Genomic DNA, 22,908 nt, shown 5'->3' with positions numbered 1-22,908 from the left:
AGAAACGCTTTTGCCTATGCACAAGATACAACATTTTTCAGACTAAAAAAAATCGCGCCCGTACTTTTTCTATCCCAACGCCCACTTTACGCAAATTTGAAAGATACGCAACACAATTCTCAAAAAATTGCTATCTTTGCAGCCTTATTCTTTGATATTGTTTTTTTTACACTAAGTAAAAATGCTGCTATGTTGCTACAAAATTACCTCCTTCGCCTTTGGGAATACAATGAATGGGCAAATCAGACCTATCTAACTTGCTTGGTTCATCTTGAAGAAGCGGGTGTTGAGCTGCCGCCGCGCCTTGCCCTTCTCAATAGCCATGTGATATTGGCACAAAAGTTATGGCTTACACGCATCAAGGGCAATCCCGATTTGAGCATTGATATTTGGGAAAGCCTCCCTTTTAAGGCATTAAGTCCTATTTCGGCTCAAAATTTTGAGAATTGGAAGGCACACTTAGCCACTGCCGACGAAGCAGAATTGGAGCGAAAAGTGTCCTATCTCAATTTTGAGAAAAAACCATATATCAGCAGCGTTTTCGAAATTTGCATGCAGAATATCAACCATGCCAGCTACCATCGCGCCCAGTACGCACTTTTATTGCGTCAGCAAGGCATAAAGCCGCCCAATACCGACTTCATTACCCATGCACGCCTTATCAGCGGACAGCCCTTGTAGGCTTAGATTTAATAAAAAAAGACGCAACCTTTTCCTTTTTTTTTGCATCTTGCTTGTAAGATGGCTCTTTATTTTTGACCTCACCCTTACCTAAATTGCTACAAGATGAAAACGAACTACTTTTTTTTCGCACTCTTTTTTTTATTGATGCCCTTTCAGGCAGCAAAATCGCAGAATATCGCACAAGTAGGCTTTTCTTTGGCGGCAGGTTTGCCTCTCAACGATTTCAAGCGCGAATCGGAGGTAAATGTCAGCGGAGGGGTGAATGGCTATTTGCTTTTCCCGATTCTAAGTCAGCGTCTTGCCGAGCGCAACCTCAACCTTTCCTTAGGGCTTGATTTTGGATACCAAATTTATGGCATGGAGAGCTTTGATACGCAAGATTTTTACAACGGGAATTTCGTTACGGTAACAGAACGCACTACCAACAATATCGTACAGACTCACGCCCTATTGCGCCTTTCGCCAAAGGATAAGGGAGCGCGTTTGCAGCCCTATTTGGAAGCACTGGTAGGAGGAAAATATTTTTTCACGCGCACCGTTTGGGAAGAAGCAGGGGAAGTGTATGATTCGGTAGAAGACCATAGCGACTTTGCTTTTAGTTATGGCGGAGGCGGAGGAATCGGTATTCGCCTCTCATCTTGGGTTTATCTCGATTTGAGAGCCACTTACTTGCGCGGCGGCTTTGCCGACTACCTCACCGAAGGCTCTATCCTACCAGACCCCAACAACATCGATGCCGTTATCTATGATATAAAAAAATCGCGTACAGATATGTTGCTTCCACAGCTCGGCATCAATTTTAAAATTCAATAATAAAAACAGAAACTATTTTGTAAATATTCATTTTTTTGAGGCGTTGTTACAACGATAAAAGCCTTAAATGCACCCCACCCCAAACCCCGCTCCCACAGGGCGGGGCTTTTATTTGGTATCATTTTTTTGCATTTATGCAAAAATGATTTGATTTTCGAACCCTCCTCTATAGGGCAGTGATGTTAAGTTCTGTAAAAAAACTTGTTTTGTCAAATTAGAAACGAAATAAAATTGGGACTTAAACCCTAAGGCTCTTGAAGACCCTTAGGGTTTGGGGCATAGGACAAGGCAGTGCCTTGTCCCTACATTTGCATCTAATTTTTAGAATTTAACATCACTTATTTGCAACCCTACCCCAAATGGCTTTGTCTTTATGGGCAAACAACAACAACCCAAACCGACTTTTGTGGAAACAACGGCTTATCAGGAAAAAAATGCAGACATCATAGCCAAAGCCCAAGAAGGCGACCGTCGTGCGCAATACCAACTCTATCAAGACTATGCGTCAGCGATGTTCCACACCGCGCTGCGTCTTATGGGGCGCAACGAAGAAGCCGAAGAAGCCTTGCAAGATGCCTTTTTACAAGCCTTTCGCAAACTTGGCGAGTACCGTGGCGAAGCCGCCTTCGGTGCGTGGCTCAAAAGGATTGTGGTGCGCACTTGCCTCAATGCGCTACAAAAAAAACAGTGGGAATGGAGTCCCTTGCCCCCTGCGAGCTTGCAAATTGCGGAAGAGAGCGAAAAAGACCAAGACGCGCTAATTTTGCAGGTGCAAAAGGTGCAAAATGCCGTCCAGCAGTTGCCCGATGGCTTTCGCTTGGTGCTTTCGCTCTACCTTTTTGAAGGATACGACCATGAAGAAATTGCAGACATTCTACAAATTTCTGCTTCTACTTCTAAATCTCAATATAGCCGTGCTAAGAAAAAATTGAGAGAAATTCTGACGGTTCGTTGAAATTCAGCCCCTTCTTCTTCCCGAAAACACCTTTTAAACAGACTTTAAATCGCTTTTAAAAAATATGAAAACGCCAGATTCTAAACTCCCTTTGGAAAACCAACCGCCACAAAAGCCCGATTTGCTCGAACGCTTTGTGTTGGAAAACAGAACCGAATTTGATGGCACACACGCCCTACCCAATCTTTGGTCTAAAATAGAGCAAGAACTTGAAAAAGAGGCACTTGCAGAAAAAAATGACCCTACTAAAAATGTCAAAAGTGGGGCAGCCAGCAATATTACCTTTTCGCTGCGCCTTTTTATGAGCATGGCGGCTTCGGTTCTGATTTTGATAACGGCAGGCATTTGGTATCATTTTGATAAAGTAAATGAAAAAGAAATTGCCTTAGCAGAGCTTTCGCAAAAGGCAGAAAATTTGGACGCACAACTGCAAAAAATAGCCCCCGAATTGCTCGAAGCCGAATCTTTTTATCAATACCAAATCAAGAAGCAAACCCAAGCCTTTGTCCAGCTCGCAAGTAGGAAGGAAACGGCACAGCCCGAACTCAAAGCCGAAACCTTAGCAGAATTGGCACAATTAGATTCGGCTTATACTGATATGAAGGCTGAACTTTTGAAGGAACAAAACCCAAAAATTATCGAAGCCTTGTTAGAAAATTTGCGTATTAGAAAGCAGATTTTAGAACAAAGCATAGAAATTATAGAAACCATACAAGCAGATTACGAATCTATCCAACCGAAAGAAAAGGAGGAAAAAAGGGAAACAAGCCCTACACTTTCTCTTTAAAATCAAAAATCTTTTTTTAAAGTCATAAAAAATCTCATAATCTTATGAAAAATCGTATGCAAATTTTACCTACTCTCCTACTTTGCTTTCTCTTTCTAAGTGCTGCCTTTCAGAGTGCGGCTGCCCCTAAAATCGAGAAGGAAAAAACCATAAAAGCACACTACCAACTCAAAGCGGGGACGCTACTCGAACTTTCTAATAAGTTTGGGAAAGTCGAAATTCAGAATTGGGATAAAAACGAACTCGAAATCGTGGCACAGGTCATGGCTTGGGGCAAATCGGAAGCCGACGCACAAGCTAATTTAGACCGCATCACCATCTCACACAAGCGCGAGGGCGATAAAATCATCTGTCAAACCCAAATAGAAGAAAAGGCAAAGCGCGGAATTATTTTTGACAACAGCGGTTTTGAAGTCAATTATTTAATTAAAGCACCCGCCTCACTTATTTTGAATATTCAAAATCGTTTTGGCAATGTTTTTATACAAAAAAACAATCAAAATAGTACCGTAGAAGTGGCACATGGCAATTTTACCGCTACCGAACTCTTGGGCTTGTGCAATGTCATCGAGGTAAAACATGGCAACGCTTCTATCGGCGAAATGAAGGGCGGCAAACTGACCTTAGCACATGGAAACGGCAATGTGCAGCGCGGAGGCACGCTTACGGTTAATAACCGACATGGCAATTTTGAAAGCAATGAGGTTCAAAAATTAGAACTTTATGCAGGGCATGGCAACGTGCGTTTGGGTGCAGTAGGCTCTTTTGAAGGTGAAATCAAGTTTGGAAATTTTAATATTAAAAGGCTTAGTAATGGCATTATCCTCGATAGCAGCCATGGCAACTGCCAAATCGAGGAAGTTGTGGCAGGTTTTGAAAACATCAAAGTCCTTAATAGATTTGGCTCTGTAACCCTTTCCTTTCAAGCAGGTGCAGGGTATCAGTACGAAACACAAAGCGATTTTGGCAATATCAGCAACAAAAGTCCGCAAAATCAAATCATCGAAAACATCACAAAAGACAACCGCCAAAGCATCAAAGGCGAAGTAAAAGGCAAAGGCAGAGGCGTTGTCTTTATTCAAACCCAACATGGGAATGTGCGGATAAAATAAAAAAACAAAACTTTCTGGCTATTTTTGAGCAAGCACCCTCGCGCGAAGAATAAGTTTCTTATTTTTTGGGCGAGGGTTTAATGTTTGAAATCGGCTTTTCACTAACTCAAAAGGGCGATTCGCTAAATTCACCGCTAAGTCTGCCCAAAAAAGCACGTATTTTGAGCAGGTAGCCCTAAAATCGGACTTCTGCACCCAAAGGCAGGTTCTTTTTCCAAAAACACAAATTTTATCAAACTTTCAATTTTTATTTTTATTCTGATGAAAAAAATAGCAAATCTTATCGGTACTTTTCTCTTATTCGCCTTTGCAAGCCAAACCGCATGGGCGCAAAATCCGCAGGGAGTTCTTGACTATTTCAAAATTTTGCACCAAGATTATACCGAATTGAGTATGGTGGCAGCCTCCTCTGGCGGCTTTGTGATGCAAACAAGTGATGGCAATTTTTATCCAATCTTATTAGATTCCAAAAATGGTTATATGCAATATACCATAGAAGGCGAAGCCAGCACTACCAAAACGGTAGTTTTGTATAGAAAGGCAAACAAAGATGCCGTCATTGGCGTAACGGAGGAATTGCGCGTAGATGGTAGATTGGTTAATTATACGACACAATTTTATCGCTATCAAAATGGTGCTATGCAAGATATTACGGCACAGGTGCTGCCACGCCTCACACCTGCCGACTTTCTCAAATCTTCGGCAGATGCAAGCCGTCTTAGCGGTTTGGTTGATGCCTTGCAGGTTTGTATTGCGCTGCCGCGCTATGGCACAGTGGCAAAAAGCAACGTAGAGCCTACCGATTCGCAGGCGCAGTGGCAGCAAAATAAAAACAAGTTTTATTCTAATATAGAAATTCTTTGGGATAAAACACTGGGGAAATTTAAAATTGGCGCAAAGCAATAACTTTCTGAAACACAACTAAATTGAGAAACATGGCAAAAAAAATCTTTGTGATTGTGATGCTCGCCGTATTTTTAGCACTGTTTGGTTTTGCTCATTCTTGGTTGGGAAGCAGCCTCGAAGACCAAAAGCGATTAGAGGAAATAGGCGTAGCCTTAGATGCAGAGCTTGTCGAAATCGCGCAAAGCAGGTCTAACAAATCGACTACTTACGCACCCGTAGTGGCTTATCAGGTCGAGGGCAAATCCTACCGTTTAGCCTCCTCTCTTTTCACTAACGACGAAGCCCCTTTCCCTGCCAACATAGGGGAAAAGATGCCAATTAAATACAACCCTCAAAATCCCGAAGAGGCGACTTTTGTAGGTGAGTATGGCGCGTACTTGCACAATTCGACAGAGATAATGCTTCTTGTCGTCAAAGTGATGATGGGAATTGTTGTATTTATTTTTCTTTTCTTTATTTTTAAATTTATTCGTACCATTCTTTTCTAAATCTTAATATTTCTATGAAGCCTTACCAAAAAAATCTTCTTTTCTTTTTCGCTTTTTTCTTCGCCTGCCTTAGCTCCCTGCCGCTTCTTTCGGCTGCTCCCGACGGCGATTCTATCAAAGATGGCGTTTATATCTGGACAAACAAAGACACAGGGCAGCGCATGGGTATCACCGTCAAGACGGTAGGCGGTAGCCAAACTTATAGTTTCATGACGGAAGTCTATGGCGCAGACAACTGGTCGCCGATGGTGCGCAAGCCCGAACTCGATGGCGAAGGCTATGTGGTCATTACGGTAGAATCAGAACGATTGATAGAAATGTTCACTTTTTATATCAAACACCCACAGGAAAAAGCCGATGAAATTCAGGTTTCTATTTATACCGATAGAAATACCTACCTGCCTTTTAAAAGACAAAATTAGACTCGTTGTGTTTTCTGATTGATGTAGCCAAAACGCCTTTTGCATTGTTGCAAAGGCGTTTTTTTGTTTTTAGTACGATTTTTTTCTGATAGAAAGCGGCTTATTTGACAACCGTATGGATTCCGCCACTATGAGCAGGGTAGTTGCCTGCAAAATCAAGTACAACCTGACTGGTTACAAATCCTGTATCTGAAATAAGATTTAGGTAATCTGCCTGACTTTTATAGACGGTCATGCCCACTACGATATTAGAATTGGTGGCAGAAACCCATTGATATTCAGCCACACGCTCTGGACGCTGCGCTAAGGCTGCCAAAAAAGCATCTCTTTTTGTTTCGTAATCGCTTTTATTAAAGTTGCTATAAATAGATAAATCTCTGACGGCAATTTCGAGTATCTGCCCACTGCTTGCCAACTTGCTGGCATCTACCTCTGTGCCTGCCTCCAAAGGCTTCAAGACAGTAAAGACAAGCGGGTCGAAGGTGCTAAAAAAAGCGGCGGCTTCGGGCGAATTTCCAATCGCATTTCCGATAGCATTGTAGGTATTCAAATCTTCGTATTGCGTCATTCCTACAAATACTTGATTTTCATTCAAATCAATATTAGCATCATAGGGAAAAAACATGGCATACTCGCGGTCGTTTGAAGTGCCATTTTGTGCGGTGAGCAAATTGATAAAGTTAGCTCTTGCCGTTAGGAAATTGCTTTCCTGCCCTACTTTGACCTTGCGAATGGCAAGCTCTAATACGTCGTCTGTTTTGTTGGGCGCAGCCGCTTCTTCTTTTTTGCAAGCCGAAAAAACGACAAGTGCTAACAAGAAAAAAGCCAAAAGGGAGAAAGATGTTCTTTTCATTACGTTTGAGATATAAATTTTGGGTTATGATTTATTCACAAAGGTAGAAAAGGGGGTTGTGGCAAAGTTACCCTTTTGAAAAAGAAGTTACCAATTTGATAATCGCCAATTCTCTCTTATTTTGATAGACGCGGAGCGTTGCTACAATAGATTTTATATTTTTTCACTTTTTTTGTAATAAAACAATAGGTACTAATCCCAATAAAATAATAAGCAGCGAAGGCACAGCCGCCTCTGCCACAAATTCTTGGTCGGCTAATTCATAGGCTTTCGTTGCCAAAGTATCGAAGTTGAAAGGTCTTAGAATCAGCGTAAGTGGCAATTCTTTCATTACATCTATGGCAACCAAAATAAGGGCAGTCCGCAGGGCAGGTTGTAATTGTGGCAAAATGACGCGCCCCAACGTATAAAGCGAATTTTTACCCAAAAGCCGCGCCGCCTCCTGTGTGTGCGGATTGATTTTTTCGAAGCCACTTTCTACCGACTGATAAGCAACGGCTAAAAAGCGAATAAGGTAGGCTAAAAGTAGCGAGAGAATTGTACCCGAAAACACAAAGCCAATGCTAATGCCCTGTGTTGCTAAAAAAATCTTGATGCCCTTGTCGAAAGCCAAAAACATTGCCAGCACACCGATAGCAATAACAGCACCGGGGACTGCATAGCCCAAATTCGCCAAACGGTTGAGCCAAATCAGGGAGCGTCCCCAAAAAAGTCCTTCTTTTTTGCCACTACTTCCCAATCGCTGACTGTAAGTGAGTAGCAAACTCACCAGCACCGTAAGCAGACTTGCCCCCAGACAAAGCAAGACGCTATTGCGCATCAGCACCCAAAACGCATCTGTCCATATTTGCGCAAAAGAATGAAAAAACCAAACGGCAATTTGCACAAAAGGCAAGAGGAAACCTAAAAAAAAAGGCAGCCCACAGGCAAGATATGCCAATAGCGTTTCGCCCCAATTCAACTTTTTGCGCAAAAGCGGCACACTCCTTTGGTCTGAAACCTTGACCTGACCGCGCTGGTAGCGTTCGAAGAGGATAAACAAACCCACAAAGAGCATCAGACAAGCCGCCAAGCGAATCGCTGCCGTAACGTCACCAAATTTTGCCCAAGCACCAAAAATACCCGTAGTGAAAGTATTGACTCCAAAATATTTATACGTGCCATATTCATTCAAGACCTCCATTCCTACCAAAAAAAGCCCCCCCACTAAGGCAGGACGCGCCAAAGGAAGGGCGACCTGAAAAAAGGTTTGGTAGCGGTTTTTGCCCAAAAGCCAAGCCGCCTCCAAAGCCTGTGCCGACTGCTTTTCGAAAACCGCCTTGCTGATACCAAAAAGATAAGGATAGAGTGCCAAAGACATCATCAATGCCGCCCCCTGCCAAGAGAGAATCCCCGTATCGAGGAAGTTGCCGCCATTGAGTTGGCGTAGAAAAATGCCGATACTGCCCGTATAAGATAAAGTAGCCGAATAGGTATAAGACAAAATATAGGCGGGAATGGACAAAGGCAGCAACAATGCCCACGAAAAAAAACGCCGCCCCCAAAAATCCGTCGTCGCGACAAGCCACGCCGAGGGAACTCCCCATAGGAGCGTGAGCGAAAGTACGCTCCCAAGCTGCACAAGCGAGCCTTGTAGGTAAAGTCCTAATAAATTTTCGGTGATATGCTGCCACGCCTTACTCTCTTCTGCAAAAAGGTGAAAAAGCAAGTAGAGTATCGGCAGAAGCAGGATAAAAAGACAGAGAAATGCAGTTTTTTGCCAAATGTTCATAGATAGGGAGTCATAAATGGATTTGGGCAAAGGCGATACAGCAAACCCTAAGCCTCTTGAAGACGCTTAGGGTTTTGCCTTAACCAATCGTTCTTTTGGTAAAGAATTTAAGCCTAATAATTTCTCTTTCACTTAGATAACGCCACTGCCCACGCGAAAGCGTTTCTTTGGTCAGACCTGCATAAACGGTTCGGTCTAATTTTTCTACTTCATAGCTCAAATGCGAAAACATGCGGCGCACAATGCGGTTTTTACCGCTGTGCAGTTCTACGCCTATCGTCTTTCTATCGGGCGTTAGAATGGCGATACCGTCAGGTTTGATAAAACCATCTTCGAGGGTAATGCCCTCGACCAACTTCTGAAAATCGGTATCCACAAAGGGCTTATCTAATTCTACTCGATAAATCTTCTGAACGCCATAAGAAGGGTGCGAAAGTTTTTTCGCCATCTCTCCGTCATTGGTGAGCAAAAGCAAGCCTGTGGTATTTCTATCCAATCGCCCTACGGGATAGATGCGCTCTAAACAGGCTTCACGCACCAAATCCATGACGGTAGGTCTGCCCTGTGGGTCTTGGGTAGTGGTCAGGGTATCTTTGGGCTTATTGAGCAAAATATAGACGTTGCGCTCTTTTCGCAATACTTTATCGCGATATTGTACCACATCTTTTTGCGAAACTTTGTAGCCCAACTCGGTTACGACATTGCCATTGATGCTAATTGCACCTTTGGCAATGAGTTTGTCGGCTTCGCGTCTTGAACAAAGTCCAGAGTTGGCGATATAGCGGTTGAGGCGTATAAAATGCGTGTCCTCTTCGGTTTGCACGCCTTTGGTGCGTCCGCTTTTCGTATTTCGGCTCTCTTTGGCAAAGTTCCTACGCTTAGGATTTTCGTCTTGGTTTCTGTTTCTTTCGCCTCTCTCTGTTTGCTTCCTTTCAGAAAAGCGCGTAGTTTTTCTAAAATCAGAGCCTTTTGTTGTCTTTTTGTCAGCCTCAAAATCAGATTCAGCACCCGATTTAGGCTTAAAATTAGACCTTTGAGCCGCCTTGGGGTTTGTTTTTGCCTTCAAACGCAAGGCATCTCTTTGGGACAATTCTCCCTCCTGCTGCCTGCTCCCCTTCTCGCGCCTATCCGTAAAACGGTCGACAGGGCGGTCGGTGGGGTGAAAGTTCTTTCGGTCGTTTTTTCCAAAATCCTTATCAGACTTCTCGCCGTTTCGGTCGGCATGCTTGGGGTTCGTATTTTTCTGGAAAGCCGCTTTTCTCTGTGTGGGTGCGTCTGTTCTTCGTCGTTTTTCGGTTGGCTCAAACTTGCTGTCGAGCTTTCCTTCGCGCTTAGGCTTATCAAAGCGCGTATCTCTGTTGGTGTCTTTGTTCGAAGGGCGTGCTTCTCTTTTGGGGTTGGCTTCGTTTTTAGACAGGTTTTGCTCTCTTTTGGCAAAAGGTTTCGCTTGGGCGTTTCTTTTTTCCGAAGGCGTGTCTTTTTTAAAATTCGAATTTCTATTTTTCATTTCTTTGGGTCTGAAGGCGATGGGTCTGAAAGGTACAAAGTGGGAAAGGCGGGTTTAGAAAAGGGCGACATCGTCAGGCGCATCTTCTTGGGGTGATTCTTTCTTTAAAATCTCCTTTAAAGAGCCTTCTTTGAGCGTGCCTTCTTTGGTACGCAGGCGGAAGGCAGGCAGGCTCTCCAAAGCGTCTGCTTCCTGCTCTTGGCTCAATACCTCTTCGGGAATGGGCAAATCTTTGAGCGTATGGATACCGAAATAGCGCATAAACTTGCTGGAAGTGGCGTATAAGGTAGGACGACCAGCTGTCGTATCCTTGCCCTTGATGACAATTAGCTCATTTTCTAATAGCTTCTGAATGGCATAATCGGCACTGCTGCCCCTGATTTCTTCTATCTTTTGTTTGGTAATGGGCTGTTTGTAGGCAATCAAAGCTAAGGTTTCCAAAGCCGATTTAGAGAGTTTGCGCTTGGTGCGTTGTGCCAATAAATGGTGAAGTAGTGGCTCATGCTGGGGTTTGGTCAGAAATTGATACCCACCTGCTACGGCGCAAATCTCCATGCCGCTATTCATTTGGCGATAGCGCAAAATCAAGGCTTCGAGATGCGCTTCCAAAGTGGGTAGGCTAAGGTCGGGCGAAATTCCTTGAAAGGCAGCAAGGGCAGAGGGGGCGGCTTGGGCTTGGTTTGAATCTTGGGCAGGCTCTTGTATAGACTCTTGCTCAAAATGACTTGGCTCTGCCTGCTGCTCCACTTGGTAGTAAGATTGCAAAATACGCTGCATTTCCTCTAATTTGAGGGGCAGATGGGCGCAAAAAATCAGTGCCTCTATTTGCCCTAAGAGTATCGGACTAATAGAAGTAGGCTGAAAAGTTGAGTCAGGCGTTGGCTCTTGTCTAAGATGCAGGTCGGATTGCTCCATCTCTTCTGCTCCCATAAAGGCAGGGTTTTGATAGTGATTTGCAAGGGCGCGGCTTACCTTTTGGCAAAACAAGCCACAGGCGAATTTGCCCTTTACAAAAGAATTGGCAAAGGTAGGCTTTTTACAAGAATTTTCCAAAAAACAAAACTTTTGAGTTGCATTTCTTCGCCTTTGTAACTTTTGTTACACAAAAAATCGCCTTTTATGCCTTCCTTGCCTTCTCTTAGGCTTTATTTTTAAATCTGCCCACCAAAAACGCTCTTATGAAAATCAGACCCAACACTTGGCGCATCTTTTGGCTACTTTCCTGCCTGCTATTTTTTACGACAACAGAAAAAGCGGCGGCGCAAGATGCTGCACTTTCCCACAAAAAGCACAAAATTATCCTACAATTTACACAATCGGATAGCTTGGCGCAAAAAGGCTTGCTCAAAAATCTCAACAACCTAACCCAAGCCCTACCGAAGGCACAAATTCGCCTCGTCTTTCATGGGCGCGGTGTAGATGCCCTCTTGATAGATAAAGGCTTGTTTATCAAAGAGTTAGAACTTTTACAACAACAAAAAAAGGTAGAAATGGTAGTCTGTGAAAATACCCTTCGCGAGCGCAAAATAGAAAAAAGCGAACTGGCAACCTTTTCTATGTTCGTAAAGGCAGGCATTGCCGAAATTGTCCTTAAACAAGAAAAAGGCTGGAAATATGTCAAGTTGGGACAGTAAGCAAAGTTGGAAGAGTCTGCTATTTTATACGTTTCGTTAGTCTTTTGTATAGGTAAAACCATATAGTAGGGTGATACCAAAGGTTTCCCTTCTCTTGACTGCTACGGTCTTGCGTTTGGATTTCATCTTTCAATAAGTTAGAAATCGCTTGTTTCATTAAGATAATGCCCTCTCCTATTTGAAGATAGGGATAGGTTGCAAAGTTATCTTTTGAGGTGGGATTTATCCTACTCTGGAGCAAAACCTTTCCTGTATCTATTCCGCTATCTACAAAATGAACCGTAACTCCACAATTTTGCGCATCTTGGCAAACCATAGCCCAATATCCTCCATGCACTCCTCTGTATTGAGGTGTTATGCCTGTGTGTATATTTAAAAAGAGAGCGTCAATACTATTTAATACTTCTTTTGATATAATTCTTGTTCCATTTACAATTACAATGTCGGGACTCTCTGCCTTTAAATAGGCTATGCAAGAATTGGAATTGACAGACTCTACCTTTTTTATAATCTGAGAAGGAATGGCTTGTTTATTAAGATTGTAGTTTAATTCTATTAAATTTATTCTTTTTTTAGATGTATATTCTAATGTTTTTTGAACAAAAATTTGAAAAAAAATCTGACCAAGCACCTTTACATAGCCAAGTTTTTTAGTTCTATTTTTTAGCAATTTTTTTTTACTTATTTTGTCCTCCACTACTACTCCTGCAATAGAAAAGTCTTCTTTTAGTGCGTTGTAAAGGTAGGTTGAAAATCGCCCTCCTTCAGTGAGCATAATAATTTTTTTGTCCATTATTTATTTGTTTTTGTGTTTTGTAAAAAGATAGCTAACTCATTCATGGTAATACTTTCAAAATCATATTTTGTTTTTAGTGTTTGATAATGCATAAGTATTTTATCTAAAAAACTAAAATTTCTCTCTATATTTATCCCAAAATTATGTGGATGCCACCACAAATGATATATCTTGCCTTGTTGAGCGGCATAAGTCATACTTTTTAAGATTCGCCTCAATCGTGCTTGCTCAAAGAATTTTAGTTTTGAAGAGTAAGGGCGCAGAAATCTGCTTGATGGAATATCAAAGGGTAAATCCTGCCTGACGATATCTGCTATCGAATAGCAATTATGACCTGAAATATTGACGTAAGAATCTAACAGCCTGAAAGCTCTTCTTATTAAATTTTCCTCCTGCTGGTTGGCTGCGCTATGAAACCAGACTCGCTCATTTCCTCTATAAGAAGTAATACCCAAATTTTTGATAACCTCTATATACTCACTATTAAACTGATTTCTTGGAAAAACTAAACTTTTAATATCTATACCTTTGTGCCTCGCTATCTCAATTGCAGCTAATATATCCTCTTTAAAGTTTTCCTTAGTTTGCCCCGCTTCAAGACAATAGTAATGAGAAAAAGTGTGAGTCGCAATCTCCTGATTGGGGTATTTTCGGATATGTTCAACTAATTCAGAAGCAAAATGATATTTGTCTTCTGCCTCTTTTAGTAATTCAAAATGTTCGTTGTAAGGCGATAGTTGTGCGTTTCTATAGTTGGGTTTGCTTTGCGGGCAGAATAACAACAGTTCTTCTTTTGAAGAAGCAAATAAAAAACCTACGGTAGCAAAAGTCGCTTTTATGTTGTATTTTTCAAAATACGCAAGCATTTTAGGGAGTGCTTCCCAAACTCCCAAAAGATTCTCCCCATAGTCCTCTACTGTGCGCTTATCTCGTACTCCCCACATGAGTTCAAAGTCTAATGAAATTACAAATTTTCCTCTTTTATTCATATTGTTTAATGTAAAGATAAAATTTTATCAAGTGATAAGAACGCGGCATTTGACTATTTGAAACACCGCCTACAAATATAGGAAATAAAAACAAAAGCACTGCAAAACGCTCTTAACCTGTAAACTTTTAGCGTTAAATTTGGTACTATTGTAATGGCATGCAGAGTTATTTTTTACATATAGTTAATTTTTTAAAAAAACTCATTTACAAATAATTTTATTAAAATTAAAACTATAAATTCAAAATATTTACAAACAAAAGAAATACTACTTTATTTGCAATGCGTCAATTCCCAAACCAAGACCTGCCGCCAATAGAATAAAAGTAAGCACACCCAAAAGGTAAGCCAAAAAGCCTTTCAATTAGTTTCGCCATTTTTGGCTATTTGAGGCTGATTTTGTCTTTGATTTTTTCGATAGCACTGCAAATAATGGCAATATCGGCAGGATAGCGCAAAGCATCTTGGGCAATCAATTCGCGCATCTGCCCTACTTCATATTCCACTACGCCTCGTGCCTTATTTTTAGGATAGGCTTCTATGGCTAAAAAACAGTAGTTGAGCGCGTTTCCTTCTAAGGGGCTATAACGCAAAACGGCAGTTTTCAAAAATTTAGATGCCTGGTAGCCCGTCTGTACCAATAATTCGCGCTTGGCGGCTTCAAGTGGCGTTGCATCTTGTGCCAAAATACAACCCTGTGGAAGCTCGACTTGTCCCGCCACATCTGCTTGTAAAAAAACGACTTTTTGTGCAGGCGTAAGGGCAAAAACACTTACCCTATCGGCAGGACGCAAGCAAGAAGGGTATAAATAACTCGATTCGGTTTCCGCAATCAATTCGGAAGGCAGAGGTGGGGTTAGGGTCATTTTGGCATTTTTTCGAGAAAGCAAATAAGATATTGGGGCAACACAATCTGGTAGCCTTTTTTAGGCGGCAGGCTTGCCCTTGTTGTTCGGTTGGGTATGGAGAAGCACTCAAATATAAGTCCTTTTTTGAGAAATAAGTTTCAAAACCTGACAAAAAGGCGGTAAAAAACGCTTTTCGGCTTGTTTTCTACAAAAAAGCCGCCCCCAAGTTGCTAAGATAAGATAGCTTTTCGTTTTCTATTGCACCTCCGCGCTACAAATCGCCACTCCCGAAGAAGTGCCTATGCGCTCTGCCCCTGCCTGCAAAAACGCCCGCGCCTGTGCAGCCGTCTTGATGCCACCAGCAGCTTTGATGCCTATTTTTCCTTTTATGATTTGATTTAAAAAAGCAACATCTTCTATCTTTGCGCCCAAAGGATTTTGCAGACAGTCCTGCGGTTGGAAACCAACTTGGGCAAAGCCCGTTGAGGTTTTGATAAAATCCGCCCCTGCCTCCATGCAAATTTGCGCTGCCAAACTTAGCTCCTCACGATTGAGATACGCCGTTTCTACAATCACTTTCAAGATTTTTTCTGCCTGATGCGCCCTTTCTGCCAAACGCGTAATTTCTACCTTTGCCCACTGCGGCTGCGGAATTTTAAAGGCAGTTAGGCTCATGACCATATCTATTTCGTCCGCGCCATCTGATAAGGCTATCTCCAATTCTTTCAATTTTGCCTCCGTTCTTTGAAAACCCAAAGGAAAGCCAACTACCGTAACGAGCTTTGTATCAAGCCCTTGTAGTTCGCGTTTGGCTTTTTTTACCCAAAAAGGCGACAGACAGATGCCCCCAAAAGCATATTTTTTTGCCTCCGCTATCAAATTTTCTAAGTCTTTTTCCGAAAAAAGCGGCGAAAGATTGGTCTGCTCTATAAAAGGCGCGAGTTTTTCAAAATCTTGATGTTGCATATTTTGATATTTTATATTTCCGAAATTTCTATTTTTTGAGTTAAATCAATTTGATAGGATTCGTGTAAAAAAGCCTTTGTGCCGAAACCCTCTTTCCAACGTAGCAAATTTAAGTTTGTTTTCCCACTTGGTCGTACTTGGCTGATGCCAAAACTGAAAAAAAATGGCACTTGGTCGCCTTTTCTGATGTCCCAAAGAAGTGGATTTTGCAAAATCTGGTCAAAGAGAAAATCTAAGGCAAAAGCCTTGCGCCCTACGCTATTGCTGGCGATATACTGCGCATGAAGGCAAGTGCGCGTTTGGAAAAATAGCACCCCTGCCACAATTTTTTTTTCTTTTTCTACCAAAAAAAGCGACATATTTTTCGGAAAAAGCTGCATCAGACCCAAAATTTCGGTAAAACTATGAGTAGGCTCTTTCCCATGCCGCTCGGCTAAGTTTTGATGTAAGATTTCCCAAAAAATTCTAATTTTTTCTACTTCTTCAAAGGAAGGCGGCTTTTGGGAAGCAAGCACAATTTTTTGAATAACAAGCGCGTTTTTTTGGGCTTTTTTCAAATTTCTTTTCTTCTGTGAATCGTATCGCAATTCCTTTGTCCAATCTAAAACAGCGGAAGTTTCTATGCGAACTAATTTTGCACCCAAAGCAAAGATGATACGGCGAACTGCCTGATTTTCAAAATTATTTTGGTAGTCGGGCAAGGCATGATAGAGCAGGGTTTGTATTTTTTGGGCTTGTAAAAAGCGCAAAATCAGCACCCAAATTTTTGCCATTTCTTCATATCGCAAAGTGGGCAAGGCGAGCAATCCTGCAAAGGAAAGCCCTTGGTAGGAAATAGCCGTTTTTGCTACAATCGGTTTGACTTTGTCTTTCTCCTGTCTTTTTTCTGACAAATTTTCCGAAGTAAGATTAAGCGGCAAAAGCGCGACAAGCGTATTTTTTTTCCAAACCATCATCGAAATTTCTTCAAACCTGCCCGCTTGGTGCGCCTGATAGGTACGCGAAAAAAAGAAGTGGGCATAAGGCAATTTTTCCAAAAAGCTATCCCAATAGTGGCTTTTTTCAGGGGTGAAGATTTCTAAGCGATAAGGCGTTTTTTCGAGTTCGCTCATGGTTTTTGGCGAGTTTGTCCTACGTTTTGGGGCATTTCACATCAAAATTGCCCTACTTCTATTATCTTTGTCGCTACAAATTTAGTTTTTTGCCACCAAAAAAGGCGCGTTTGTGCTGCGGCATTTCATTTCTCATCTCAATTTCACACCATTATGCGCATTGCAGTTATCGGTACAGGTTATGTAGGTTTGGTTACGGGAGTTTGCTTTGCAGAAAAAGGCAATCAGGTCATTTGTGTAGATATAGACCAAGCCAAACTTGCACGCCTTCGCAAGGGCGAATGTCCTATCTATGAACCTGATTTAGACACACTCCTTGAAAAGAATATCGCCGCAGGGCGGCTGCATTTCACTGACCAGTTGGCAGAGGCAGTAGCCGCTTCTACGCTCATTTTTTTAGCCCTCCCCACGCCACCGGGAGGCGATGGCGCAGCCGACCTTTCCTTTGTCTTGGGGGTTTCGAAGGAAATAGGCAAGATTTTGAACCAGTTGGACAATCCAGAAATGAAGGTCATTGTGGATAAAAGCACCGTTCCTGTGGGTACTGCCGATAAAGTTCGCGCCTTGATAGCAGCCGAAACGCAAGCCCCTTTTGCGGTTATCTCGAACCCCGAATTTTTGCGCGAGGGCTTTGCCGTAGAAGATTTTATGAAGCCTGATAGGGTAGTGGTAGGCACAGATTCGGCGCAGGCGCGAAAGCTGATGTATGATTTATACGCGCCTTATTGCCAAAATCCGCAGGGGCAAATTCTTTTCATGGACGAGCGTTCTGCCGAAATGACGAAGTACGCCGCCAATTCCTACTTAGCCATGCGCATTTCTTTTATGAATGAAATTGCGAATCTTTGTGAAAAATTAGATGCCAATGTAGATGCCGTAAAAGTTGGTATCGGTTCGGATACACGTATCGGCAGTAAGTTTCTCAATGCAGGTATCGGCTATGGGGGCAGTTGTTTTCCCAAAGACGTGCAGGCTTTGGCACAAACGGCACAAGAGCAGGGCTATGATTTTAAAATCCTCAAAAGCGTCATGCAGGTAAATGCGGCACAGCGGCTATTTTTTGTAGAAAAGATAAAATCTTACTTCCAAAATCAATTAGCAGGCAAAACGATTGCCGTTTGGGGCTTGGCTTTCAAACCCAATACAGACGACATCAGAGAAGCCCCTGCCCTCGACATCTTGAAAGCTTTACTGGAAATGGGCGTAAAAGTCCGCACTCACGACCCCGAAGCCATGCCCGCCATCGAGCGCATCTTCGGTAAGTCGATTGTTTTTTGTCAAGACCCCTATCAAGCCCTCGAAAATGCAGACGCCTTGGCAATCCTAACCGAATGGAAAGTCTTTCAAGAAGCCGACCTAAACCGCATGGCAAGTCTTTTGAAAGCAAAGGTAATCTTTGATGGTAGGAATATCTACGATTTGGCGCAAATGCAGGCACAGGACTGGCATTACGAAAGCATGGGTAGGCAGAAGGTTGTTCCCCTTTTGCGTCCGCAGGCTTAAACCAAAACTAATAAACTTTGAAAACTAACAGTTTTCAAAAAACTGTTAGTTTTTAAAGTTTGTGCGCCCTGCTCTCTCTAAGCGTGCCAAAGTTTTTCCTATTTGGGCAACGCTATTTTTTTCTTTTGTTAAAAATCGCTATTTTGTCGCTTCTTTTCCTATTTTGCCTCCTTTCGAAGATTTCTATGCGTTCTTCTTTTGTAGTAGTTACGGGTTTGTTTCAGACTCAAAATAATTGGCTTTCGTCTGTTTTGGCGCATTGCCCTGAATTAGATTTACAGGCGTTGGATTGGGAAACGTTCCTACCTACGCCGTTGGAATTTCCATTCCAAAACACAACCCATCAGCCGCTACAACTGAAAAGCGAGGCTTTTTTAAAATCGTTGCCGCACCCTCCTTCGCCTGCCAAACCTGCCAGCAGTTGGCGCAATTTTTACACCCAACTCAAAGCGGGTTATGAGTCTTATTTTTTGAAGAAGAAAAAGCCACAAATCCTGCCCCTTCTCTTCGAGCCACGCACGCTTTTGTTGTTGGAGTGGTTAGATGCCGAATTTGATATCGAGGTCGTGATTTTGATACAACACCCTCTATTTTACCTAAGCCGCAAGGAAGAGATGCCCGATTTCAACAATTTTGGCAATCAGCCAGCCCTTGTGGAGCATTTTTTTCCACTACAAGCCAAACGCATAGAAAAACTGATGCACGCCCAACTGCCCGACTTCAAAAAGAAAACCGCCTATTGGCAAATCATGGCAGATATTATTCGCCACTACCAACGCCATTATCCGCATTGGTGCTTTTGGCGATACGAAGATTGGCTCAAACAGCCACTTATGCGCACGCAGGAATTTAGCGACCTTCTCGAACTTAGCTGGTCGCAAAATCAGCAGGAAGCAGCCCTTCAAAAAGAGCAACCCCTTTACCTTGTCGAGTCGCAATTTAAAGCCCTACCCTTCGAGCAAGCCTCTTACATAGAAAAACAGTTAGCCGAAAGTATCGCCTATTTCTATCCCAAAGGCAAGATTTTGGGGTGATGGTCTGATGGGGGGACACAAGTTTGATGACGTTATGACCCTGAAAAGGATTTCATCTGCCACCTATAAAAAACTCAATAGGTAGAGTTGTTGTATCCGTCTTTGTTCCTTCTTAGAGGGCGTTTGGAAACTTACTTGGGGTTTTGTATTTTAAATGCACAAGGAAAAACTTTTCACACCTACCTTACGTTTTATAGTGGAGCTACTTTCTTAATTTTATGCGGTTTTAAACTAACCATTTTAACCATGAAAACAAAAGACCTAATAGAAGAAATCCAAAAAATTCCCATAAAGAAACGCCTCTTGGTCATTGAGCGTTCAATGTGCTTGATACGCAAACAGGAAGAAGAGCAGATGAAAATGGCAGCGGCTAAATTATATACCGATTATCTTACAGCTAATGAACTAACAGCATTTACAAATCTTGACGCTGAAAATTTTTATGAAACAAGGTGAAATATGGCTCATAAATCTTGAGCCAACCGTAGGCGCGGAAATGCAAAAGACAAGACCTGCAATCATTGTAAATAGCAATGCCTTGGGAAAGTTGCCATTGAGAATTATCGTACCAGTAACAGAATGGAAGGACAGGTGTCAAATTGCACCTTAGATGATAAAAATAGAACCAAACAAAAAAAACGCATTAGATAAAGTATCAGCAGCAGACTGTTTTCAGGTTAGGTCAGTTTCTCAAAGTAGGTTTATGCAGAAAATGGGGGGCGTTTCTAAAACGGTAATGACTGAAATACAAAAAGGGCTTATAAAAGTTTTATCGCTTGATGAAGAATAGCGTGCGGTGCGGTCTTTAATATTTTCAAAAACAGTACAAACCCGTATTCCTCACACTGCTATCAGTCCCAACAAGCAGATTACGTAGAGTTTTTTCAACTTGTAGTCGAGGAGGCTGTTGTTTCTAATATTTCTTTAAAGGTTTTAAGTTAAAAACCTCTAAAAGCCAAAATCGTCGTCGTCGTCTGTTGTTGGGTTGCGCTTAAAGGTCTTGACTTGGTTAAGAGTGGCTTCGTCCTCTTTTTGGTCTGACAAAAAAGACGCGCTCCTCTTTACATAGGTTTCATAGGTTTGGCTCTGCAAACCATCTACTGCCCAAGCCTTGACCAAAATCGGAATTTGATGCGTTTGAAAGGCGGCGAGGATTTTTTGGGTAGTTTCGGTTCGTGCCTTCCATATCCCAAATTCGGGGCGGGCATAAAAAATAACCTCTAAGACGATTCCCATTTCTGAAATTTGCTTGACCCCAACGATATGCTCCTGATGCGTAGCCTCGCCCTCGATTATTGCCTGTTGGCACAGTTCTACCGCTATTCCCAACTGTGAAGCCGTAAGCGAAAGTGGCAGATGCAATAGAAAAGTAGCCCTAACACCTTGTGCTGCCGAAATATTGACGACTTCCTTGTCGCTAAATGTTTTATTCGGAATCGCCACTAAGGTATTGTCTATAAAACGGCGAATGAAAGTAGTGCTAAGTCCGATGTCTTCCACAAAGCCGTCGTAATCGTCTATCAAGATGCGGTCGCCAATTTTGAAGGGGCGCACTACGATAATGTTAATCCCCCCAAAAATATTCATGACCGTATTTTTTGCCGCAATCGCAATGGCAATACCCCCAATTCCTAAGCCCGTTAGAAGCCCTGCGATGTCGTATCCAGCATTGCTCAAAGCCTCGATAAGGGCAATAGACCAAATCAAGACCTTGATAACGCGCTTGGCTATCGGCAGAAGCCACACATATTGAGAACCATTTTTTTTGCTATAAGGCATCAAATACTCCTCGGCTAAGGCTTCCATCACACGCACCAAAAGCCACGCTGCATTGAGGGTTAGGAAAAGGTATAGAAAATTATTAAACTGTTCGTGAAAGGCATCAGAAAAGGCAAGCATCTTCAAAGCCATTTTGAGGGCAGCAATGCAAATAAAAATAACTAAGGGTTTGTGGCTGCGCTCTAAAATAATGTCATCTACTTTGGTGGAAGTACGGTCTGCCAAATGCCCAACGCCTTTTCTAAGCAGAAAAAGAAGCAAGAAGCCTCCCAACAAAATAGCAGCGAAAACGCCCATAGCCAAAAGCCATTCTTGGGCAGTGTTGTCATAAAAACGGTACGCTAAAAATTTTTCCATTGCTCAAAATAAAATCAAACGTGATAAAGTCAAACGTGCAGGATTGAACACGCTTAAATTAAATTTGGGTTCAGACGCACAACCCTAATTTTTTATGCCTACAAAGGTGCAAAAAATCAGACAAAAACCAAACCGTAACTTTTTGTAGCGAAATCGCACCCAACAAATCGTTTTTCTTGTTTTGAGATTTGCCCCTGCCTATACTTTGCAAAATCTATAAGCGGCGGCAGAAGTTTTCATCGAAGAAGCAACTCTGTGTTTTCCAAATAAAATGACTACCTTTGCATGCCCAAAATCTTCTTGCAGTATTTTAGTAGATAGAAACAAAACGATAATGGCTTCAAAAAAATGTTCATTTTGTGGTGCGCCCGCGAGTACGCGCCAACTTTTAGTGGAAGGCGCAGACGAAAAGGTCAATATTTGCGATGTATGCATCGAGCAAGCGCACCAGATTCTGACACAACAGCAAAAGACCGTCAAAAGCAATAACTTTGCGCCACGTCTTATCACGCCACGCGAACTCACTGCTCACTTAGACCAGTATGTCATTGGGCAGGAAAAGGCGAAAAAGGTCTTGTCGGTAGCCGTCTATAACCACTACAAGCGTCTTTCCCAAAAAATAGGACAAGATAACATTCGCATTGAAAAATCGAATATCCTCTTAGTCGGCTCTACGGGAACGGGCAAAACCCTTTTAGCACGCACCTTAGCCCAAAAGCTACAAGTGCCATTTTGTATCGCCGACGCAACGGTGATTACCGAGGCAGGGTATGTAGGCGAAGACGTAGAAACCATCTTGACGCGCCTTTTGCAAGCCGCCGATTACGACGTAGAAGCTGCCGAGCGCGGTATCGTTTATATCGATGAGATAGATAAAATCGCACGCAAATCAGACAATCCCTCCATTACGCGCGATGTCAGTGGTGAGGGCGTACAACAAGCCTTGCTCAAACTCTTAGAAGGCAGTATCGTCAATGTCCCCCCACAGGGCGGGCGCAAGCACCCCGAACAGCGCATGATTGCCGTCAATACAGAAAATATCCTTTTCATCTGCGGCGGTGCATTCGATGGCATCGAGCGTAAGATTGCACAACGCATCAACTTGCGTTCTTTGGGCTTCAAACAAAAATCGACAGGGAGCTTTTCACAGCAAGACCTCAAAGGGTCGGATTTGATGAAATTTGTCAATGCCCAAGACCTGCGTTCTTTTGGTCTGATACCCGAACTTATCGGGCGTTTGCCTGTGGTGGCACACCTCAATCCGCTTGATGCGGAGGCTTTGCGTCGAATTTTGGTAGAACCCAAAAATGCCATCACCAAGCAGTATCAAAAACTTTTTGCGATGGAAAACATCGAGCTTACCTTTGCAGAAGAAGCCATCGATTATATCGTAGAAAAAGCCGTCGCCTTCAATTTGGGCGCACGCGGTTTGCGCTCTATCTGTGAAGCCATTATGCTCAACGCCATGTATGATGCCCCTTCGAGCGGCGAGCGTAGCCTGCATATAGACAAAGAGTATGTAGAGGCGCAACTTATTGCCTCCGACTTTATGCAAGCCCTACAACAGGTTTCCTAAAATTGGCTTCGCCGTTG

Annotated in this window: 23 protein-coding genes and 1 pseudogene; 14 read left to right on the top strand and 10 right to left on the bottom strand. The window is 42.6% G+C overall.

The window, feature by feature from the left end:
• The first annotated feature begins 96 nt into the window (after positions 1–96).
• From G500_RS0119655 to G500_RS0119615, 8 genes are all read left to right on the top strand, one after another.
• Positions 97–681 (top strand): DinB family protein, encoded by a 585-nt coding sequence (locus tag G500_RS0119655; RefSeq protein WP_154657238.1) that lies wholly within the window; start codon positions 97–99, stop codon positions 679–681.
• A gap of 105 nt (positions 682–786) precedes the next feature.
• On the top strand, positions 787–1,497 hold the full coding sequence (locus tag G500_RS0119650; protein WP_027003781.1) for an outer membrane beta-barrel protein: 711 nt from the start codon (positions 787–789) through the stop codon (positions 1,495–1,497).
• Positions 1,498–1,870: 373 nt separating this feature from the next.
• Positions 1,871–2,452, top strand: a complete 582-nt coding sequence (locus tag G500_RS0119640; RefSeq protein WP_086047980.1) for an RNA polymerase sigma factor — start codon at positions 1,871–1,873, stop codon at positions 2,450–2,452.
• 64 nt (positions 2,453–2,516) lie between these two features.
• Positions 2,517–3,239: a hypothetical protein gene (locus G500_RS0119635; protein ID WP_027003779.1), complete on the top strand. Its 723-nt coding sequence runs from the start codon at positions 2,517–2,519 to the stop codon at positions 3,237–3,239.
• A gap of 44 nt (positions 3,240–3,283) precedes the next feature.
• Positions 3,284–4,351, top strand: a complete 1,068-nt coding sequence (locus G500_RS0119630) for a DUF4097 family beta strand repeat-containing protein (protein ID WP_027003778.1) — start codon at positions 3,284–3,286, stop codon at positions 4,349–4,351.
• A 261-nt stretch (positions 4,352–4,612) separates the two neighbouring features.
• Positions 4,613–5,257, top strand: coding sequence for a hypothetical protein (locus G500_RS0119625; RefSeq protein WP_027003777.1), 645 nt, complete (start codon positions 4,613–4,615; stop codon positions 5,255–5,257).
• A 29-nt stretch (positions 5,258–5,286) separates the two neighbouring features.
• Positions 5,287–5,745 carry a DUF3592 domain-containing protein gene (locus tag G500_RS0119620; RefSeq protein WP_027003776.1) on the top strand — a complete coding sequence of 153 codons (459 nt, stop codon included), beginning with the start codon at positions 5,287–5,289 and terminating at the stop codon, positions 5,743–5,745.
• Positions 5,746–5,759: 14 nt separating this feature from the next.
• The gene (locus G500_RS0119615; protein WP_027003775.1) at positions 5,760–6,167 is read left to right on the top strand and encodes a hypothetical protein; all 408 of its coding nucleotides are present in this window, start codon (positions 5,760–5,762) and stop codon (positions 6,165–6,167) included.
• A 100-nt stretch (positions 6,168–6,267) separates the two neighbouring features.
• On the opposite strand, the gene G500_RS0119605 is transcribed toward G500_RS0119615, so the two are convergent.
• The 4 genes from G500_RS0119605 to scpB form a co-directional block, all read right to left on the bottom strand.
• Positions 6,268–7,020 (bottom strand): hypothetical protein, encoded by a 753-nt coding sequence (locus tag G500_RS0119605; RefSeq protein ID WP_027003774.1) that lies wholly within the window; start codon positions 7,018–7,020, stop codon positions 6,268–6,270.
• A gap of 163 nt (positions 7,021–7,183) precedes the next feature.
• A complete protein-coding gene (locus tag G500_RS24365) occupies positions 7,184–8,791 on the bottom strand; it encodes an ABC transporter permease (RefSeq protein WP_051203941.1) in 1,608 nt (535 codons plus the stop codon).
• A gap of 79 nt (positions 8,792–8,870) precedes the next feature.
• Complete coding sequence (locus G500_RS24360) at positions 8,871–10,298, bottom strand: pseudouridine synthase (RefSeq protein ID WP_051203940.1); 1,428 nt, start codon at positions 10,296–10,298, stop codon at positions 8,871–8,873.
• A gap of 54 nt (positions 10,299–10,352) precedes the next feature.
• The gene (gene scpB / locus G500_RS25345) at positions 10,353–11,351 is read right to left on the bottom strand and encodes an SMC-Scp complex subunit ScpB (protein WP_051203938.1); all 999 of its coding nucleotides are present in this window, start codon (positions 11,349–11,351) and stop codon (positions 10,353–10,355) included.
• Between the two features lie 125 nt (positions 11,352–11,476).
• Between scpB and G500_RS24350 the strand changes: the two genes are divergently transcribed.
• On the top strand, positions 11,477–11,932 hold the full coding sequence (locus G500_RS24350; protein ID WP_051203935.1) for a DsrE family protein: 456 nt from the start codon (positions 11,477–11,479) through the stop codon (positions 11,930–11,932).
• Between the two features lie 19 nt (positions 11,933–11,951).
• Here the strand turns inward: G500_RS24350 and G500_RS0119580 are convergent, their stop codons facing one another.
• From G500_RS0119580 to G500_RS0119555, 5 genes are all read right to left on the bottom strand, one after another.
• Entirely contained in the window at positions 11,952–12,725 is a 774-nt protein-coding gene (locus tag G500_RS0119580; RefSeq protein WP_035758243.1) for a formyl transferase, read from the bottom strand.
• On the bottom strand, positions 12,725–13,717 hold the full coding sequence (locus tag G500_RS0119575; protein WP_027003772.1) for a polysaccharide deacetylase family protein: 993 nt from the start codon (positions 13,715–13,717) through the stop codon (positions 12,725–12,727). The genes G500_RS0119580 and G500_RS0119575 overlap by 1 nt, the downstream gene beginning before the upstream one ends.
• A 382-nt stretch (positions 13,718–14,099) precedes the next feature.
• A complete protein-coding gene (locus G500_RS0119565; protein WP_211220183.1) occupies positions 14,100–14,582 on the bottom strand; it encodes an NUDIX hydrolase in 483 nt (160 codons plus the stop codon).
• A gap of 237 nt (positions 14,583–14,819) precedes the next feature.
• Positions 14,820–15,530: a deoxyribose-phosphate aldolase gene (deoC, locus tag G500_RS0119560; protein WP_027003770.1), complete on the bottom strand. Its 711-nt coding sequence runs from the start codon at positions 15,528–15,530 to the stop codon at positions 14,820–14,822.
• A gap of 11 nt (positions 15,531–15,541) precedes the next feature.
• Positions 15,542–16,642 (bottom strand): hypothetical protein, encoded by a 1,101-nt coding sequence (locus G500_RS0119555; protein WP_027003769.1) that lies wholly within the window; start codon positions 16,640–16,642, stop codon positions 15,542–15,544.
• A gap of 153 nt (positions 16,643–16,795) precedes the next feature.
• On the opposite strand from G500_RS0119555, the gene G500_RS0119550 reads away from it, so the two are divergent.
• The 4 genes and pseudogenes from G500_RS0119550 (at position 16,796) to G500_RS26400 (ending at position 19,969) form a co-directional block, all read left to right on the top strand.
• A complete protein-coding gene (locus G500_RS0119550; protein WP_027003768.1) occupies positions 16,796–18,145 on the top strand; it encodes a UDP-glucose dehydrogenase family protein in 1,350 nt (449 codons plus the stop codon).
• 185 nt (positions 18,146–18,330) lie between these two features.
• Positions 18,331–19,179: a hypothetical protein gene (locus tag G500_RS0119545; RefSeq protein ID WP_154657237.1), complete on the top strand. Its 849-nt coding sequence runs from the start codon at positions 18,331–18,333 to the stop codon at positions 19,177–19,179.
• Between the two features lie 246 nt (positions 19,180–19,425).
• On the top strand, positions 19,426–19,635 hold the full coding sequence (locus G500_RS25810; RefSeq protein WP_027003766.1) for a hypothetical protein: 210 nt from the start codon (positions 19,426–19,428) through the stop codon (positions 19,633–19,635).
• Positions 19,622–19,969, top strand: a pseudogene (locus tag G500_RS26400) (type II toxin-antitoxin system PemK/MazF family toxin). The gene G500_RS25810 and the pseudogene G500_RS26400 overlap by 14 nt, the downstream one beginning before the upstream one ends.
• Before the next feature lie 158 nt (positions 19,970–20,127).
• On the opposite strand, the gene G500_RS0119530 reads toward G500_RS26400, so the two are convergent.
• Complete coding sequence (locus tag G500_RS0119530) at positions 20,128–21,315, bottom strand: mechanosensitive ion channel family protein (RefSeq protein WP_027003765.1); 1,188 nt, start codon at positions 21,313–21,315, stop codon at positions 20,128–20,130.
• A 334-nt stretch (positions 21,316–21,649) separates the two neighbouring features.
• Here G500_RS0119530 and clpX point away from each other — a divergent pair, with 334 nt between their 5' ends.
• Entirely contained in the window at positions 21,650–22,891 is a 1,242-nt protein-coding gene (gene clpX / locus G500_RS0119520) for an ATP-dependent Clp protease ATP-binding subunit ClpX (RefSeq protein WP_027003764.1), read from the top strand.
• Positions 22,892–22,908: the final 17 nt, after the last annotated feature.

Source organism: Hugenholtzia roseola DSM 9546, from assembly GCF_000422585.1.
Lineage (GTDB): Bacteria > Bacteroidota > Bacteroidia > Cytophagales > Bernardetiaceae > Hugenholtzia > Hugenholtzia roseola.
The sequence above is the reverse complement of the archived record's forward strand: the minus strand, read 5'-3'. Positions and strand labels throughout refer to the sequence as shown.

Bases quoted from the DNA above. Each gene is read 5' to 3' on its own strand.
- G500_RS0119640 (WP_086047980.1), top strand. From the start codon at position 1,871: ATGGGCAAACAACAACAACCCAAACCGACTTTTGTGGAAACAACGGCT.
- G500_RS0119635 (WP_027003779.1), top strand. From the start codon at position 2,517: ATGAAAACGCCAGATTCTAAACTCCCTTTGGAAAACCAACCGCCACAA.
- G500_RS25810 (WP_027003766.1), top strand. From the start codon at position 19,426: ATGAAAACAAAAGACCTAATAGAAGAAATCCAAAAAATTCCCATAAAG.
- G500_RS0119615 (WP_027003775.1), top strand. From the start codon at position 5,760: ATGAAGCCTTACCAAAAAAATCTTCTTTTCTTTTTCGCTTTTTTCTTC.
- G500_RS0119625 (WP_027003777.1), top strand. From the start codon at position 4,613: ATGAAAAAAATAGCAAATCTTATCGGTACTTTTCTCTTATTCGCCTTT.
- G500_RS0119580 (WP_035758243.1), bottom strand. From the start codon at position 12,725: ATGGACAAAAAAATTATTATGCTCACTGAAGGAGGGCGATTTTCAACC.
- deoC (WP_027003770.1), bottom strand. From the start codon at position 15,530: ATGCAACATCAAGATTTTGAAAAACTCGCGCCTTTTATAGAGCAGACC.
- G500_RS24360 (WP_051203940.1), bottom strand. From the start codon at position 10,298: ATGAAAAATAGAAATTCGAATTTTAAAAAAGACACGCCTTCGGAAAAA.
- G500_RS0119550 (WP_027003768.1), top strand. From the start codon at position 16,796: ATGCGCATTGCAGTTATCGGTACAGGTTATGTAGGTTTGGTTACGGGA.
- G500_RS0119555 (WP_027003769.1), bottom strand. From the start codon at position 16,642: ATGAGCGAACTCGAAAAAACGCCTTATCGCTTAGAAATCTTCACCCCT.
- G500_RS0119575 (WP_027003772.1), bottom strand. From the start codon at position 13,717: ATGAATAAAAGAGGAAAATTTGTAATTTCATTAGACTTTGAACTCATG.
- clpX (WP_027003764.1), top strand. From the start codon at position 21,650: ATGGCTTCAAAAAAATGTTCATTTTGTGGTGCGCCCGCGAGTACGCGC.
- G500_RS24350 (WP_051203935.1), top strand. From the start codon at position 11,477: ATGAAAATCAGACCCAACACTTGGCGCATCTTTTGGCTACTTTCCTGC.
- G500_RS0119565 (WP_211220183.1), bottom strand. From the start codon at position 14,582: ATGACCCTAACCCCACCTCTGCCTTCCGAATTGATTGCGGAAACCGAA.
- G500_RS0119620 (WP_027003776.1), top strand. From the start codon at position 5,287: ATGGCAAAAAAAATCTTTGTGATTGTGATGCTCGCCGTATTTTTAGCA.
- G500_RS0119630 (WP_027003778.1), top strand. From the start codon at position 3,284: ATGAAAAATCGTATGCAAATTTTACCTACTCTCCTACTTTGCTTTCTC.
- G500_RS0119530 (WP_027003765.1), bottom strand. From the start codon at position 21,315: ATGGAAAAATTTTTAGCGTACCGTTTTTATGACAACACTGCCCAAGAA.
- G500_RS0119650 (WP_027003781.1), top strand. From the start codon at position 787: ATGAAAACGAACTACTTTTTTTTCGCACTCTTTTTTTTATTGATGCCC.
- G500_RS0119545 (WP_154657237.1), top strand. From the start codon at position 18,331: ATGCGTTCTTCTTTTGTAGTAGTTACGGGTTTGTTTCAGACTCAAAAT.
- G500_RS0119605 (WP_027003774.1), bottom strand. From the start codon at position 7,020: ATGAAAAGAACATCTTTCTCCCTTTTGGCTTTTTTCTTGTTAGCACTT.
- G500_RS24365 (WP_051203941.1), bottom strand. From the start codon at position 8,791: ATGAACATTTGGCAAAAAACTGCATTTCTCTGTCTTTTTATCCTGCTT.